Annotated in this window: 16 protein-coding genes; 2 read left to right on the top strand and 14 right to left on the bottom strand. The window is 64.8% G+C overall.

The window, feature by feature from the left end:
• Positions 1–115 precede the first annotated feature (115 nt).
• The 11 genes from C0V72_RS07455 to C0V72_RS07405 form a co-directional block, all read right to left on the bottom strand.
• Positions 116–1,324 carry an acyl-CoA dehydrogenase family protein gene (locus C0V72_RS07455; RefSeq protein ID WP_101792947.1) on the bottom strand — a complete coding sequence of 403 codons (1,209 nt, stop codon included), beginning with the start codon at positions 1,322–1,324 and terminating at the stop codon, positions 116–118.
• Between the two features lie 55 nt (positions 1,325–1,379).
• Complete coding sequence (locus tag C0V72_RS07450; RefSeq protein ID WP_101792944.1) at positions 1,380–2,135, bottom strand: ThuA domain-containing protein; 756 nt, start codon at positions 2,133–2,135, stop codon at positions 1,380–1,382.
• 1 nt (position 2,136) lies between these two features.
• Positions 2,137–2,910 (bottom strand): SDR family NAD(P)-dependent oxidoreductase, encoded by a 774-nt coding sequence (locus tag C0V72_RS07445; protein WP_233999833.1) that lies wholly within the window; start codon positions 2,908–2,910, stop codon positions 2,137–2,139.
• Positions 2,907–4,073, bottom strand: a complete 1,167-nt coding sequence (locus C0V72_RS07440; RefSeq protein WP_101792938.1) for a thiolase family protein — start codon at positions 4,071–4,073, stop codon at positions 2,907–2,909. The genes C0V72_RS07445 and C0V72_RS07440 overlap by 4 nt, the downstream gene beginning before the upstream one ends.
• Positions 4,070–4,495 (bottom strand): Zn-ribbon domain-containing OB-fold protein, encoded by a 426-nt coding sequence (locus C0V72_RS07435; RefSeq protein ID WP_101792935.1) that lies wholly within the window; start codon positions 4,493–4,495, stop codon positions 4,070–4,072. Before C0V72_RS07435 ends, C0V72_RS07440 begins: the two co-directional genes overlap by 4 nt.
• Before the next feature lie 26 nt (positions 4,496–4,521).
• Complete coding sequence (locus C0V72_RS07430) at positions 4,522–5,619, bottom strand: acyl-CoA dehydrogenase family protein (protein ID WP_101792932.1); 1,098 nt, start codon at positions 5,617–5,619, stop codon at positions 4,522–4,524.
• A 1-nt stretch (position 5,620) separates the two neighbouring features.
• Entirely contained in the window at positions 5,621–6,862 is a 1,242-nt protein-coding gene (locus C0V72_RS07425) for a cytochrome P450 (RefSeq protein ID WP_101792930.1), read from the bottom strand.
• 88 nt (positions 6,863–6,950) lie between these two features.
• Positions 6,951–7,328, bottom strand: coding sequence for a nuclear transport factor 2 family protein (locus tag C0V72_RS07420; RefSeq protein ID WP_101792928.1), 378 nt, complete (start codon positions 7,326–7,328; stop codon positions 6,951–6,953).
• On the bottom strand, positions 7,325–8,092 hold the full coding sequence (locus C0V72_RS07415) for a ThuA domain-containing protein (protein WP_101792925.1): 768 nt from the start codon (positions 8,090–8,092) through the stop codon (positions 7,325–7,327). The genes C0V72_RS07420 and C0V72_RS07415 overlap by 4 nt, the downstream gene beginning before the upstream one ends.
• The gene (locus C0V72_RS07410) at positions 8,092–9,102 is read right to left on the bottom strand and encodes an NADP-dependent oxidoreductase (RefSeq protein ID WP_101792922.1); all 1,011 of its coding nucleotides are present in this window, start codon (positions 9,100–9,102) and stop codon (positions 8,092–8,094) included. Before C0V72_RS07410 ends, C0V72_RS07415 begins: the two co-directional genes overlap by 1 nt.
• A 121-nt stretch (positions 9,103–9,223) precedes the next feature.
• Positions 9,224–11,362: a molybdopterin-containing oxidoreductase family protein gene (locus C0V72_RS07405; RefSeq protein ID WP_101792919.1), complete on the bottom strand. Its 2,139-nt coding sequence runs from the start codon at positions 11,360–11,362 to the stop codon at positions 9,224–9,226.
• Between the two features lie 219 nt (positions 11,363–11,581).
• Between C0V72_RS07405 and C0V72_RS07400 the strand changes: the two genes are divergently transcribed.
• A complete protein-coding gene (locus C0V72_RS07400; protein WP_101792916.1) occupies positions 11,582–12,586 on the top strand; it encodes an NADP-dependent oxidoreductase in 1,005 nt (334 codons plus the stop codon).
• A 141-nt stretch (positions 12,587–12,727) separates the two neighbouring features.
• Here C0V72_RS07400 and mobA read toward each other — a convergent pair whose 3' ends face one another.
• Genes mobA through C0V72_RS07385 form a run of 3 tightly spaced genes read right to left on the bottom strand, consistent with a single transcriptional unit; the run spans position 12,728 to position 14,001 of the window.
• Positions 12,728–13,234 carry a molybdenum cofactor guanylyltransferase gene (gene mobA, locus C0V72_RS07395; RefSeq protein WP_101792913.1) on the bottom strand — a complete coding sequence of 169 codons (507 nt, stop codon included), beginning with the start codon at positions 13,232–13,234 and terminating at the stop codon, positions 12,728–12,730.
• A 9-nt stretch (positions 13,235–13,243) separates the two neighbouring features.
• Positions 13,244–13,585: a putative quinol monooxygenase gene (locus C0V72_RS07390; protein WP_101792910.1), complete on the bottom strand. Its 342-nt coding sequence runs from the start codon at positions 13,583–13,585 to the stop codon at positions 13,244–13,246.
• Positions 13,586–13,590: 5 nt separating this feature from the next.
• Positions 13,591–14,001 carry a nuclear transport factor 2 family protein gene (locus C0V72_RS07385; protein WP_101792907.1) on the bottom strand — a complete coding sequence of 137 codons (411 nt, stop codon included), beginning with the start codon at positions 13,999–14,001 and terminating at the stop codon, positions 13,591–13,593.
• Between the two features lie 122 nt (positions 14,002–14,123).
• Between C0V72_RS07385 and C0V72_RS07380 the strand changes: the two genes are divergently transcribed.
• Positions 14,124–14,933, top strand: a complete 810-nt coding sequence (locus C0V72_RS07380) for an SDR family NAD(P)-dependent oxidoreductase (protein ID WP_101792904.1) — start codon at positions 14,124–14,126, stop codon at positions 14,931–14,933.
• Position 14,934 lies beyond the last annotated feature (1 nt).

Raw genomic sequence — 14,934 nt, 5'->3', positions numbered from 1 at the left:
ACGGGGGGAGCCGAAGGCGGCCCGCTGGTGGGCCAACGGTTGGGATGGGGGGTCTGCTTTCGCTAGGGGCGGTGCCCCCACCCCCGGCCCCTCCCCAGGGGGAGGGGAGATTAAGTCAAAGCCCCAGCACGGTCTTGGCGATGATGTTCTTCTGCACCTCGTCCGAGCCGCCGAAGATCGTCGAGGCGCGGTTGTTGAGGTATTTGCCCATCGCGGTCTGGGCATATTCGCTGCCCACGGGTTCGGGCGCCTCGTTGCCGTAGAGCGGGCGCTCCAGCGGCAGTTGCAGCGCGTCGGGGCCAAGCAGTTCGAGCCTGAGCACATCGACCTGCTGGCCGATATTCGAGCCGAGCAATTTCACCAGCGAGGTCTGCGGTCCGGGCGCGCGGCCCTTGGCGAGTTCGGCGAGGATGCGCAGTTCGGTCACTTCCAGCGCCTCGGCTTCCAGCCGCACACGGGCGAGCTTGTCGCGGAAGCGCGGGTCATGCGCAATCGCGCCATTGACGCCCGAAGGCTGGCTTTGCGCCAGCGTCTCCAGCCGCCCGATGGATTGCAGCAGGCGCGGGGCATAGCATGATCCGCCGCGCTCGTTCTCCAGCAGGAACTTGGCGATGGTCCACCCGGCGCCCTCGGCCCCGATGCGATTGTCGGCCGAGGTGCGCGCATCGGTGAAGAACACCGCGTTCACTTCGTGATCGCCTGACATCGAATGGATCGGGGTGACCGACACGCCCGGCTGGTCCATCGGCACCAGCAGGAAGCTGATCCCGGCCTGCTTCTTGACGGTCGCATCGGTGCGCACCAGAGCGAAGATCCAGTCGGCGTGGTGGGCGTGGGTGGTCCAGATCTTGGAGCCGTTGATGATGTATTCATCGCCCTCCAGCCGCGCGCTGGTCTTGAGGCTGGCAAGGTCCGATCCGCTGCCGGGCTCGGAATATCCCTGGCACCAGTAATCGTCACCCGACAGGATGCCGGGCAGGAAGCGCGCTTTCTGCTCGGGGGTGCCGAATTCGCAGATCACCGGGCCGACGAGGCGCAGGCCGAGGATCGCAAGCGCGGGTGCACCGGCCAGCGCGCATTCCTTTTCGAAGATGAATTTCTGGGTCGGTGTCCAGCCGGTGCCGCCGTCTTCCTTGGGCCAGTGCGGGGCAACCCAGCCTTGCCGGTAGAGGATGCGGTGCCATTCCATCCCGATATCGGGCTCGACGAACACGCCGGGGGTGCGGCGCGCGCCGTCGCGCAGCCGTTCGGGCAGGTTGTCGGCGAGGAACGCGCGCACTTCCTCGCGGAAGGCGATGTCCTCGGGGGAGAAGTCCATGTCCATGTCAATCAATCCCGTTCGCGATACCGCAAGCTACGGCATTTAGCCCCGGCCAGCTTCACTTCCCCTCCCGCATGGCCCACGCAATCGTGCGCCGCAGCAGATCGTAATAGACATCATAATTCCACGCGCACATTTCCTTGTGCGGGTAGAAATCGGCCATTCCCGGAAGATCATAATGCCCGCGGCAATGCCCCAAGGCGTTGTATACTATGCGTCCCGCGCCAATATCCCTCGTATAAACGATAGGGACCGTGGTCTTGTCCCACTGGCTGTGGGTGAAACCGGTCGCCTCGCCTTCGAAGGTGGTCTGCATCAGGGTTTCGATGGGCGCGGTGGTCTTGGAGAGGTAGAGCTCGTCCACCACTTCGAAATCCTCGATGCCGCGCGTGAGTTCGTGATCCTTGTTCACGACCTCGACCGGGAACTTGTCGATCGGCGGGTGGGCGACAAATTGCGTGCCGAGCATTTCCATCACGTCGGGCCGATCGTCAGGCGCATCCACCAGCCCATCGGCCGTGAAGACGAGGATCGAGTTGGTGCCGTGGAGCGCCATCCACTTGCCGCCCTTCTCCAGCCACGCTTTCAGCTGCGCGGCCTGTTCCGGGGTTGGCATCAGATCGCAGGTATAGGTGATGAGGAAGCGGCACTGGTCGAGCCGCTCGAGCCCCGAATAGTCCGCCGCCACGGTGGTGCGGATGTGAGGGTGCTCTGCCAGCAGCTTGAGGATTTCAAGCCGGGGGTAGTCGATATCGTGATACTTGCCCGCGGCGATGAAATGCGCGTCGATCCGGGTGGCGGGTTGCTCTGCCATGTCAGCTCCTGATGCTGCCGCCGCCGTCGACGGTGAGATCGCAGCCAGTGGTGAAACTCGCGTCATCGGAGGCGAGGAAGACCACCGCGCGGGCAACCTCCTCGGGCTCGCCGATGCGGTTCATCGGGTGGGTGGCGGCAAAATTGGTCTCGATGTTCTCAGGGGTGTCGGCGCCGGAGAACTTGTAACGGTTGTACATCGGCGTGCGGATCGCGCCGGGGTGGACCATGTTGACGCGGATCGGCAGGCCGCGTTCGGCAAGGTCGAGCGCGACGGACTGCGTGAGGCCTCTGAGGCCGGTTTTGGACGCTGAGTAGGCCGCCACGAAGCTCGCGGGGCGCATCGCGATCATCGAGCCGATGTTGACGATGGCGCAGGCCTCCCCGCTCGCCTCCATTGCCGGGATCGCGGCGCGCATCCCGTAGAAGGGGCCGTGGAGGTTGATGTCGATAGTGCGCTCCCACACGTCGAGCGCGCCATCGGGCACATTACCGGGTTCGGAGATGCCCGCGATGTTGCAGAGCACCGTGAGCTTGCCGAAGCGCGAGAGGGTGGCGGCGACGGCGGCCTCCCATTGCGCGAGGTGACGCACATCGAGCAGGCATGCCGCCGCCCGCTCACCCAGTTCAGCGGCCAAGCCTTGCGCCTTTTCCAGCTGCACATCGCCGAGCATCACGCTGCCGCCCTCGGCCACGATCAGCCGTGCGACCGCCTCGCCGATCCCCTCCGCGCCGCCTGAAACCAGCGCGACCTTGCCCTGCATCCGACCCGTCATTCGCGTTCCAGAATCGCGACGCCGGACAGGCCGGGGGCGCCGTAGACGTGGGAGTAGCCGAACCTCACCTTGCGCCCATTCTTTTCGGGCACCTGTCGCTCACCCGCGCGGCCGCGCAGCTGGGTCACGTTTTCATAGACCTGTCGCAGGCCCGAAGCGCCAATCGGCTCCCCGCAGGCAAGGCACCCGCCATCGGTGTTCACGGGCAGCTTCCCGCCCCCGATCTCGGTCCAGCCATTGGCGAGCCATTCCTCCTGCTCGCCGTCCTTGCAGAAGCCGTTTTCGGCCATGTGCATGATTTCCGCGCCGCTCTCGGTGTCCTGCAATTGCGCGACGGAGATGTCCTCCGGCCCGATCCCGGCCTTCTCGAACGCCGCCTTGGAGGCGAGGACCGTGGGCTTGCCGCCTTCTTCGATGCTGATGCTGGCCTGGAACACCTCGAACGAATTGGGTGGGCGGGTCTTCACCGACACCGCGCGGATCTTCACCCCGTCTGCGCCCAGTTCCCGCATTTTCTTCTCGGACGCGAGGATCAGCGCCACCGCGCCCTCGGCCGGCGAGCAGAACATATACTTCGTCAGCGGGTCATTGATCATCGGCGCATTCATGATCGTGTCGAGATCGACCGGGCTGCGCCGCCATGCGTGGGGCGTGATCGTTCCGTTGCGAAAGGCCTTTTCGGCGACGCGGCCCAGCGTCGTGCGGCTGATGCCGTGGAGTTGCATGTAGCGCTGGATCTTGAGCGCGAAGAACTGCGTGGTCAGCATCATGCCCGTCTGACCGTACCATTCGGGCAGGCCGTAATCGGCAGGCTTGGCGTTGAACGCGCCCCTCGGGTGCTTGTCGAAGCCCACCGCCAGCGCGAGATCATACATCCCGCTCGCAATCGCCTGCTGCGAGGCGGCGAGCGCGCTGCCGCCGGTGGCGCAGCCGTTCGCCACGTTGGTGAACGGCAGGCTGGTGAGGCCCAGCTCGTTGACCATGATGTCGGCATTGCCCGCCGCCGCGCTGCCGCCATAGGCGCACTCGATATCGGGCCATTCGAGCCCCGCATCGCCCAAGGCCTCGCGCACCGCATAGACCCCCTGCTCGCGGCCTGACCGGCCGTCTGTGCGCCCGAAGGGGTGGATGCCTGCGCCGATGATATAGACATTCTCGCTCATGCGGCCTGACTTTCTGCTGCGGCAACGGGACGGAAGGCGAAGGTGTCGTAGCGCGCGTTGAAGGGCACGACGCAGAACTCAAGCTCCATGCCAAGGTGGAGGTCTTCCAGCCGCGCATCGACGATCCGGCTTTCGACGATCACCTCGCCCGGCAGCTCGACATAGCCGATCAGGAACGGCTGGAAATCGGGCGGGCCTTCACCGGGGCCGCTGCCGGGGCCTTCGTAAGGCTCCTTCGGCAGGAACCCCTGTGAGGTCCACGACCACAGCGTGCCGCGGCGCGACAGCTTGTGGGGCTCTACGCCTTGCGCGGCATCGCCGACCGGCATCGGGAAGACGATCTGGCCCGACGGTAACTTGCCGCCCATAAGCTGCGGCTGCGGCCCGTCGCTCCACAGGTTCGGGTCGATCTTTTCGCCCATCGTTCAGCTCCCCTCAGGCCCGCGGTTCACGCTGCGAGCGCATATTCCGCAAGCACGGTGTCAACATCGCCAAACAGGCGGGCGAGCACCAGCACGCGCTTCAGTGCATGGCCGATGGCCAGTTCATCGGTGATCCCCATGCCGCCGTGCATCTGCACCGCCTCGCGGGCGATGGCATCGACGTTTTCGCCGATATAGGCCTTGGCCCCGGCGGCGGCGCGCTGCCACTTTTCGGCGTCGCCCCTGTCGGTCAATGCTGCGCGGTAAAGCATTGAACGGGATTGTTCTTCGCGGGCGTAGCAATCGACCAACCGGTGCTGCAAGGCCTGAAAAGATCCGATCGCTACGCCGAACTGTTCGCGCTCTTTCACGTAAGCCAGCGTATCGTCCAAAAGGCGCTGGCCGAGGCCGACCATTTCGGCCGCCGCATACAACCGGACGTCAGCAATGATGGCATCGAGCGCCGCTCTGTCCAGCATGAGCCGTGCGCTGGCAGGCGTGCGGGTGAGCTTGATTTCGCCCGCGATGCTGCCGTCAGCCAAGCGATAGGCGCGCACGTCCAGACCAGGGGCGTCCTTCGGCACCAGCAAGCACGCAGTCTCGCCGTCAAGGTCGGCGGTCACGATGAACAGATCGGCTAGCAGCGCGCCCATCACCATCGTCTTCTCGCCGGTGAGAGTGAAGCCATCCGCGCCCTGTTCGGCCTTCATCCCCTTGGCCTTGATGCTGTAGCGTTGCCCCCGTTCGGTCCACGCCAAGGTCGCAAGGGTCGTGCCGGACAGCACGCCTTCCAAAGCATCTTTGGCCAGCACATCGTCCGCCTGCCCGCGCTCCAGCAGCAGAGCGGGGAGGATGCCATGTTCAAGCAAGGGGTCGGGCGCATTGGCCTTGCCGATCGCTTCGCACACCAGCGCAAGGTCCACTGCCGAGCCGCCCATGCCGCCTGCATCCTCGCTGGCAGCCAGCGCGATCATGCCCAGCTCGGCAAGGGTGTGCCAACGCTTTGCGTCATAGCCGGTGGGCGAAAGGCGCAGGCGCCGCCGCCACTCGACATCAATGGGCGCGGCGAAGCGCTCCACCGAGGTCACAAACATTTCCTGTTCCTCGGACAGGTCGAAATTCATGTCAGGCTTTCCGTGTGAAAGTGATCGGCAGGTGGGTCACCCCCCGCAGCAGGATGTTGGGCAGGATGCGGATTTCGTTCTCATCCGCTACGGCGAAATTATCGAGCCGTTCGAGCAACTCGTCGAAGGCGACCAGCATTTCCTTGCGGCTCAGCATGTTGCCCACACACATATGCGGCCCCTTGCCGAAGCTGAGATGCGTGCGGGCATTGGCGCGTTCGATGTCAAAGCGGTCGGGATTGGGGAATTTGGACGGATCGCGGTTGGCCGCCGCATAGCGCAGCTGCACCACCGCGCCTGCCGGGATCGCCACGCCGCCAAGTTCAGTGTCCTGCTTGACGATGCGCCACATGCCCGCCGTCGGCGTCTCGTAGCGCAGCGCTTCCTCGACGAGGTTCATGAGCACCTTTGGATCGCGCCCGCCGGCGGCCGCCTTGGCCTTTGCCATCTGGTCGGGATTGCGGATCAGCTGGAGCAGGCCGCCCGCCAGCGTCGATGTGGTGGTCTCGTTCCCCGCCACCATGAACTGCTGCATCAGCGACATGATTTCCGGGTCTTCGAGCGGGGTTTCCCCTTCAATGCGCGCTTCGACCAGATCGGTCAGCAGGTCATTGCCGCCGTTCGCCTTGCGGTCATCGATCAGTCCCTTGATGTAGTGCTGGAACTCGACGAGGCTGCGCGCGCATTCCTTCTTGCGCTCGTGATCGACCATCTGGCTGAACCGGTCCACCGCCGCGTCGGACCAGCGCTTCACCCGCCCCGGATCATCATCGAGCCCGATCTGGCCTGCGATCATGGCGACGGGCAGCGGCACGCCGAATTCCTCGACGAATTCGCAATGGCCCCGGTCGGCAAAGGCTTCGATCAGGTCGATCGATTTCTGCCGCATGTCGGCCTCGATCGCGTTCACGCGCGGGGCCGAGAAGGCGAGGTTCACCAGCTTGCGGTTGCGAGTATGGACGGGCGCGTCGGCGGTCAGCAGGGTGGGCAGATCGGGCCAGCCTTCGGCGAGGATCGCCTGAATGTCCTCGTCCGCCTCGCGGCCCATCAGGGCGGTGAAATCGTTCGAGAAGATGTCAGGCTTGGCCGCCGCCTCGCTGCACAGGTCGTAGGAATAGACGACCCAGGTGTTCATGCCCTCAAGGTGTTCGATGGCCACCCCCGCTTCGTGGACGGCGCGGTAATAGTCGAACGGATCGATCAGCGTTTCGGGTGCAAAGACGTTGCCTTCGGGCTTGTTCATGTCAGGCGGCTCCAGACCCACGGGATATCATGACACCAGCCTAGCTGCCCTCGCGCCCCGTATGCGATGCGCGAATGTGTTAGGGCCTTCAGCCGCCCGCAAATTCGCGCTGGAATTCTGCGCTGTCGAAATAGTCGCGCCAGCCGGTGATGCGGCCATTGGTGCCGATGTCGAAGGTACCCATCACGCGGATCGCGGCGCGGCGGCCGTCCTTGAAGTGGAAGATGTCGGTGCGCTCGGTCAGGACGGTGTTGCCGTTGGCGGCGATGGCATGGGTCTGCCAGTCGCAGCGGTCGATATCGCCAAGGAACGCTGCGACCATCGCCCGCATCTGGGCGGTGCCGATCACCGGCTCCATGGGCACGTTGTGGTAGACGATATCCTCGGCACACAGGCTGAGCATCGCGTCGATATCGCAGGCGTTCCAGTGGCCGATGAAGGCTTCGACTGTCTGTTGCGGGGTCATTCGGGGGTTCCTCGTGAGGTGTATTCGAGCGCCTGGCCGAGCACTTGGCGGACGTGCGGGTTGGCGTAGGTCGCGGGGCCATCGCCGAATTGCAGGTAGACCAGCGGGGCGGGGCATGTGCGGCTTTCCCAGGCGACGCAGTTGCTGCCCGGCGGGTGCTCCCAGCCCGCATTGCTGAACATCGCGCCCGCGACGGCCTGCGCGGCGGAGTAGAAATTGTCCGCCGTAAAGGCGAAGCCCTCGGCCCGGATCAGCGGGGTGAGGGCATTCTCGTCGACGGGGCAGAGGTAGAGCTCGTCGGTGACGGGGAAGCTGGCGGGAAGGCCGCGTGTCACCGGATGGTCGGCGACCACTTGCGCCTCGTAGATGATGTCATGGCGGTAGCCGGAATCGAGGCCATGCGGTCCCGGCTGGTAATGGAACTGCCCGCCCAGCCAGTCGTGCCATTCGGGCCACAGCGTCCACCCCGCGAGCGCATGATGCATCGCCACCGCGCCCCTGCCTGCCGCAAAGCGCGCGGTCACGGCCTCGCGGAAAGCCGCTGAGGGTGGGCGCATCGCCACCGTGCCCTCGCCGAAGGTATAGCCTGCCATGTCGTAAAACAGCAGGGCGTCCGCCGCGCCGATGGCCTCCGCCGCATCAGCCTCTCCGCCCTCGGGGTGGACGAGATGGGTAATGTTCCAATCGCCAAGCGCCGCCAGCAATTCGGCAAAGGGGCCTTCGTCGTAGGGGTGGCCCCCCGACAGAACCAGCAAGGAGCGCATCACGCGATCTTGAGGATCATCTTGCCGTCATTGGTGCCCGCAAACAGCCGCATGAAGCTGTCGAAGGCGTGCTCCAGCCCTTCGTCGATATGCTCGTCGATGGTGAGCTTGCCCTGCGCGGCCCAGACGCCCATCTGCGCCGATCCCTCGGCGAAGCGGGGGACGTAGTCGGCTACCAACAGCCCGCGAATATGGGCGCGCTTGACGATCAGCTGCCACAGATTGCGGATGCCGCGCGGCGCGGTGTTGTATTCGCTGATCAGGCCGCACAGCCCGACGCGCGAATGCAGGTTGAGGTTCATGAGGCCCGCATCGAGAATGATCCCGCCGACGTTCTCGAAAATCACGTCGACACCGTCGGGGCATGCTTCGGCGATCGCGGCGGTGAGCGCGGCTTCATCCTTGCCGCGATAGTCGATGGCGGCGTCGAAGCCGTATTTCTCGGTGAGGCGCGCGCACTTGGCCGGGCCGCCCGCGATGCCGACCGCGCGGCAGCCGTGGATCTTGGCAAGCTGGCCGACAAGAGACCCGACCGCGCCCGCCGCGCCGGTGACCAGCACGGTCTCGCCCGGCTTGGGTTCGCACACTTCGAGGAAGCCGAAATAGGCGGTCATGCCGACCGCGCCGAAGATCGAGAGGTAGTTGGTGACGCTCGGCACCAGTGACGGATCAATCGGCTGGGTGAAACCGCCGACGGCGCTGACCGAGTAATCCTCCAGCGCGTTTAGCCCCATCACCCACTGGCCGGGCGCGAACCCTTCGGCGCGGCTTTCCTCGACCACGCCGATGGTGCTGGCGCGCACCGGATCGCCCAGCGGGATCGGCGGCATGTAATTGCCTTGCGCATCCATCCAGCCCCTGATGGCCGGATCGAGCGAGGCGTAGTGGTTGCGGATCAGGAACTGGCCCTCTTCCAGCGCGGGGGTGGGCTCGGTGACGAGTTCGAAATCGTCGGGCACCGGCGTGCCGTTCGGACGGCGCTGGAGGAGGAAGCGGCGGTTGGTGGGCAAAGGAAAATACTCCGTTCGGGCTGAGCTTGTCGAAGCCCCGTTCTTCTTCCAACCCGCACGCACAAGGAAAGTGCGGCCCTTCGACAAGCTCAGGGCGAACGGGTGTGGGTGGGTAAGGTGCTCAGGCCGGTTCCAGCTTCACCGGAATGGCACTTTGCAGAGATTGCCCGGTGATCGGATCGTAGTCGACAACTTCGCTCACAAGGCGGTTGGTGGAAGAGCCGCGCTCCCGCACGTCGTCCTTCGAAGCGTCCGCATCGCCGTAGGCGTGCGCCATCGAAACGATCCCGCGCCGCACCTTGTCGCTGGCCTTCACAACGCCGTGGATCGTGGCGTGGGGGCTGGTAATCGCGACCAGCCCGCCTTCCTCCAGCCCTAAGGCTGCAATGTCATCCGGATGGATGAAGGCGGGGTTGGTGGTGGTCTTGGCCTGCAACTTCTTGAGCGGGTGACCGATCGAGTTGAACCGGGTCTTGGAACGCCGCGAGATCAGCCGGAAGTCGAAGCCCTCGCGCGCGGCGCTGGCAGCGGCGTATTTGCCGATCTCGGAGGGCATCGCGCCGACCGCCAGATCGAAGCGGTGGAACTCGCTCTCGTCCACTGGCTCCACCTTGGGGTGCTTTTCGGGATAGAGCACCGCCGCCCCGCCGTTCGCCGCGCAGTCCTTGCGCACCTGACTGGGCGGCACAAGGCAGCCGGTCACGGCAAGGTCGAGGAACTCCTGCTTGGTCGGCTTCCTGTCCATCGGCAGCGGGCCGCCGGCAAGGTTCATCGGGGTGCCGAGATGGTGGGCGAGCGTCCAGAACATCTCATATTCGTCGATACAGTCACCCGGCGCTTCGACCACCGCTTCGGTATAGCGGGCATAGGGTTCCTCGTGCCACCATTCGGAAAGGCTGGTGATGTCCTCGCGCTCCAGACACTGCGACGGGGCGAGCACCACATCGGCCCGTTTGGCGGAGGCGCTCATCCACGGGTCGATCTGCACGAACAGCTCGAGATCGTCGAGCGCACGAACCATTTTGGCCTGATCCGGGAAGCCCACCACCGGATTGCCGCCGACCGAGATCAGCGCGCGCACCTGGCCATCGCCGGGGGTGAGGATTTCGTCCGCGAGCACATTGCACGGCATCTCCCACCCCAGGTGCCCGAGCCCGCGGAAGCGCGATTTCGGCATCCCCTCCGCGCCGAACATCGGCACCGGCGGGCCGACCTGCGCGCGGCGGGCGGTCTGGTAGGGGCTGAACACACCGGGGATCGCGGCCTTCTCGCCCTCCTGCTTGAAGCGGGCGCAGATCGTGTTGAGGCAGACGACCAGATATTCGGTGAGCGTGCCATTGCCCGCCATTTCGGGGCCGGTGCCGGTGACCGCGCAGCCTTTCGAACCGGTGGCGAACATCCGCGCGGCGGCAACTAGTTGGTCCTTGTCGAGCCCGGCACGTTCCGCTGCGACTTCGGGCGGGAAGGCCTTCACCGCTTCGGCCAATTCATCGAACCCATCGACATGCGCGGCGACGAAGTTGCGATCATACAGCCCTTCGGCGATGATCACGTTAAGCATCCCCGCCAGCATCGCCGGATCCTCGCCCGGCTTCACCGGCAGGTAGATGTCGGCCAGCCGTGCCACATCGCTTTCACGCGGGTCGGCAACGATCAGCTTGAGGCCCTTGGCCTGCTGGTCGCGGATGCGGCGCGAGGGGCTGAAGGGCGGCACGCCGCCGACCGGCGAATAGTGCGAGACGATCGGGTTGTTGCCGATGAACATCGCCACATCGCTTTCGCTGAACGTATTCGGCCCCGCCATCCACTTGCCGTACCGCGCGGTGGTGAACACCTTCGCAGGCTGATCGAGCGTGACCGAGGTGTAGAAATTGCGGCTCCCAACGGCATTCGCAAAGCTCAATGAGGCCGACATGGCGGCGCTGTTCTGGAATCCGCCCGAACCCATGAACACCGCGACCGAATGGGGGCCATGGGTGTCAATGATCCGCCGCAGTTCGGACGCGACATGGGCAAGCGCCTTGGGCATCGGTGTCGAGACGAATTCGCCCGCCGCGTTGCGGACCAGCGAGTGATGCAAGCGGTTCTCGGAATTGTGCGAATCCGGCAGCTCACGCCCCTTCATGCAGGTGTAGCCGCCATAGGCCGGATCGTCAGGATCGCCGCGCACTTCGATCACCTTCCCGTCAGCAACGTCCACCTCCATCGCGCAATTGGCGTGGCAGAAGCGGCAGAAGGTCTTGTGAGTCTCGACGCCCATCGTGGTTCTCCCTTTATCTGTGCAAACTACCACAGGGGGCGAACCACTCGACTGACACTTTTGTCCGTGGAGAGCGGGGGTTGACCCCTGCATTAGCCTCTTCGTCACCCTGAACTTGTTTCAGGGTCCATTTCTCCCCACGCACCGGCGGAATGGATGGCACGATGGATGCTGAAACAAGTTCAGCATGACGACTTATGCAGAAATGGAGAGCAAGAAATGCCGACCACCACCCGCCAATGGCTGCTCAATGGACACCCGCGCGGTCGGGGGATCGAGATCGCTAACGACTTCAAGCTGGTCACCACAGAGCTTGGCGATCCTGCGCCCGGCGAGATGCTGCTGAAGCTGCATTACCTCGGCTTCGATCCGGCACAGAAGGGCTGGATGGAGAACATCGCCGATTACGTCGCGCCCATGATTATTGGCGACGTGATGCGCGGCAGCGGGATTGCCGAAGTGGTGGCGTCCAATGGCGGCAGGTTTGCTGTGGGCGATATGGTGTTCGGCACGACCGGCTGGACCGAATACCTCGTCACCGATGGCAAGGAACTCACCAAAGTCGAAACCGATCTGTCGCCCACCGCCGTGCTGTCAGTGCTCGGGACGACCGGGCTGACCGCCTATTGCGGGCTGTTCAAGGTCGGCAAGCCCGTGGCGGGCGATACCGTGCTGGTGTCCGGCGCGGCGGGGGCAACGGGGAGCATCGTCGGCCAGCTCGCCAAGATCGCCGGGTGCCGCGTGGTCGGGATCGCGGGCGGGCAAGACAAGTGCGACTGGCTGGTGCGCGAGGCGGGCTATGACGCCGCGATCGACTACAAGGCGGGCGGGGTGAAGGAACAGATCCGCGAACACTGCCCGCGCGGGGTGGATGTCATTTACGACAATGTCGGCGGCAAGATTCTCAATGATATGCTCGCCTGCATTGCCACCAGTGCGCGCGTGGTGATCTGCGGCGGGATCAGCCGTTACGAGACCGGGACGCTGCCCGCTGGCCCTGAAAACTACTTCAACCTCGTCTTCCGCCGCGGCACCATGGCGGGGTTCATCGTGCTCGACTGGGCGAGCGAATTCCCCGGCATCCGCAAGCGGCTGGAGGGCTTCGTCAAGGATGGCAGCCTGAAGTATCAGGAGGACATCCAGCACGGCTTCGAAAACGCGCCGCAGACCTTGCAGCGGTTGTTCGCTGGATTGAACCGCGGAAAGCAGATGCTGAAGCTGTGATTCTTCCCCTCCGTCAGCCCTGCGGGCTGCCACCTCCCCATCCTTTCAGGACGAGGAGGGACTTTGCGGCCTTCACTCCCTCCCCGTTGCGGAGCAATGGGGAGGTGGCAGCCCGCAGGGCTGACGGAGGGGTTCGGCTTCCTACCCCAAATCCTCAGGCCGGTTGACGTTCATCAACGCGGTGGGAAGGTCGATTCGCCGGGCGGCGATGGCATTGGCGAAGCGGTAGAGCGATCGCCCACCGCCGCTCAGGAAGGCATCTAGCGCCGGGACGTCGGCCACCGGCCACAGCCCGACGACCGGCTGGCTCTCCACAATCGCCGCGCCTTCGCCAGCCAGCAGCGCGGCCAGATCATGCGGCAGGTCCGGCACATCAACCCCGGCAGAAAGCACGAAGGCGAACCCCTGCGCCTCGGCATAGCGCAAGGCCGCTGCCAGCCCGCCCAGCGGGCCTAGCCCAGCCTCGGGCCAATCGGGAATGCAGCGGAACCCGGGTTCATCACGCCCGCAAACCACCAACCCGCCGCACTGCGCGAGCAGCGCTGCCGCCACCCGGTCGATCAGCCGCTCGCCCTGGTAAAGCGCCTGCGCCTTATCGCTTCCGAACCGCCGCGCCTGTCCGCCGGCGAGGATCGCGCCCAGGATCACTGGCGCAGTTTAGTCAAACGCCTCGGTCGCATTGCCCTCGGCGTTGTAGACCGGGCCTTCAGCATCGACGCGGTACTTGGCGCTCACCGCGCCGGTGATTCCGAACTGGCCGATGTGATCGCGCATTCCGGTATAGGCGGGGTCGCGGAAATGGGCGGCGAGCGCCTCTTCGCTTTCCCATTCCTCGAATACATTCACACGCGCCGGGTTCATCGAACAGGCGCTCCAGTCGTAATGGATGCAGCCCTTCTCTGCGAGCGCCGCTTCGATATGCGGGCGGGCGGTGCGCAACGCCTCTTCACGCTGGGCGGGGTCGAGGTCGATCTGGGCGGAAATCAGGATCTTGGTCATGTCGATTATCCTTCCGCGCCGAATTCGGCGACGATCTTGAACACGCGGCTGGTGAACACCCAGCGCCCGTCCACCTTTGCCAATGTGTCTTCATAAAGCCCGCCGACATGGCGCGCCTTGCCGTCCTTGGGCTTGAGGATTTCCTGCGTCTGCACCCGCGATTTCGCGGTGTTGCCGGTCACTTCGATCATGCAGGGTACGCATTGGAAGCTCACCGCCTCCAGCCCGCCCATCGCGCCGTTCCAGAAGCCGACGATGGCGTCCTTGCCCTTGGTCTTGTGGCCCATCAGATCCCAGTCGGCATCGTCCGCCCACACGCTCCCCCAGGTGTCGGCATCGAAGCGCACCACGCCATCGGCATAGGTGCCATTCAGTTCGACGATCGCCACGCGATCCTCCAGCGGCCCGGTAAACATTGCGCTCTCCCACGATTGCCATCCCGCTATCCGCCGGGCGGCGCGTGCGAACAATGGACACTTTTGGGAAGGGTCGGCGCACAGCTGCGCGTGTTACTCCGCATTTCGAGAGGAGAAATGTCATGGGGCAATTAGAGGGCAAGACCGCAGTGGTGCTCGGCGCAGCGTCGGAGGGCAATATGGGGCAGACCGTCGCCCGCCTGTTCGCGCATGAAGGCGCCAAGGTGATGGTGGCGGGCCGCAAGGAAGCCCCCCTCGCCGCGCTCGCCGCAGACATCGGCGGGGAATTTGCCCTGTGCGACATCACCAGCCGGGCCGAGGTCAACGCCATGGCCGACAAGGCCGTCGCCGCGTTCGGGCGGGTTGATATCGCGATCAACACCACTGGCTGGGGCCTGCTCGCCAGCATGGAGGAGATCACCGAGGAACAGCTCGACAGAATCGTCGACCTCCAGTTCAAGGGTGTGCACCATTTCCTGCAAGCTTTCGTGCGGGTGATGAGCGCGCAAGCGCCGACCGGCGGATCGCTGATCTCGCTCTCATCGGCCACCACCAAGGCGATCATCACCAATCACGCCGCCTATATTGGCACCAAGCGCGGGTCCGAGGCGCTGATCGAGTGTGTCGCCAATGATTACGGGCACCTGGGGATCAAGGCGAACACCGTCTCGCCTGCCTTTACCGATAGCCCGATGACGCATGAGAGCTTTCAGGTGCCCGGCCTGACCGATGCCTTCCTGCCGCGCTATCCGATGGGACGGCTCAATACGGTGGAGGATGTCGCCCATGCCTGCCTGTGGCTCAGCACCGATCAGGCCTATGTCACCGGGGCCAACATCCAGCCCAATGGCGGGCTGATCATGCGCGGCAATCCGCAGGCGGGCGATGTTGCGGCAGCGGTTGGCGCGGCGATGGCGAAGTTGCAGGGGTAGA

The sequence above is a fragment of the Porphyrobacter sp. TH134 genome, assembly GCF_002855495.1.
Lineage (GTDB): Bacteria > Pseudomonadota > Alphaproteobacteria > Sphingomonadales > Sphingomonadaceae > Erythrobacter.
The sequence above is the reverse complement of the archived record's forward strand: the minus strand, read 5'-3'. Positions and strand labels throughout refer to the sequence as shown.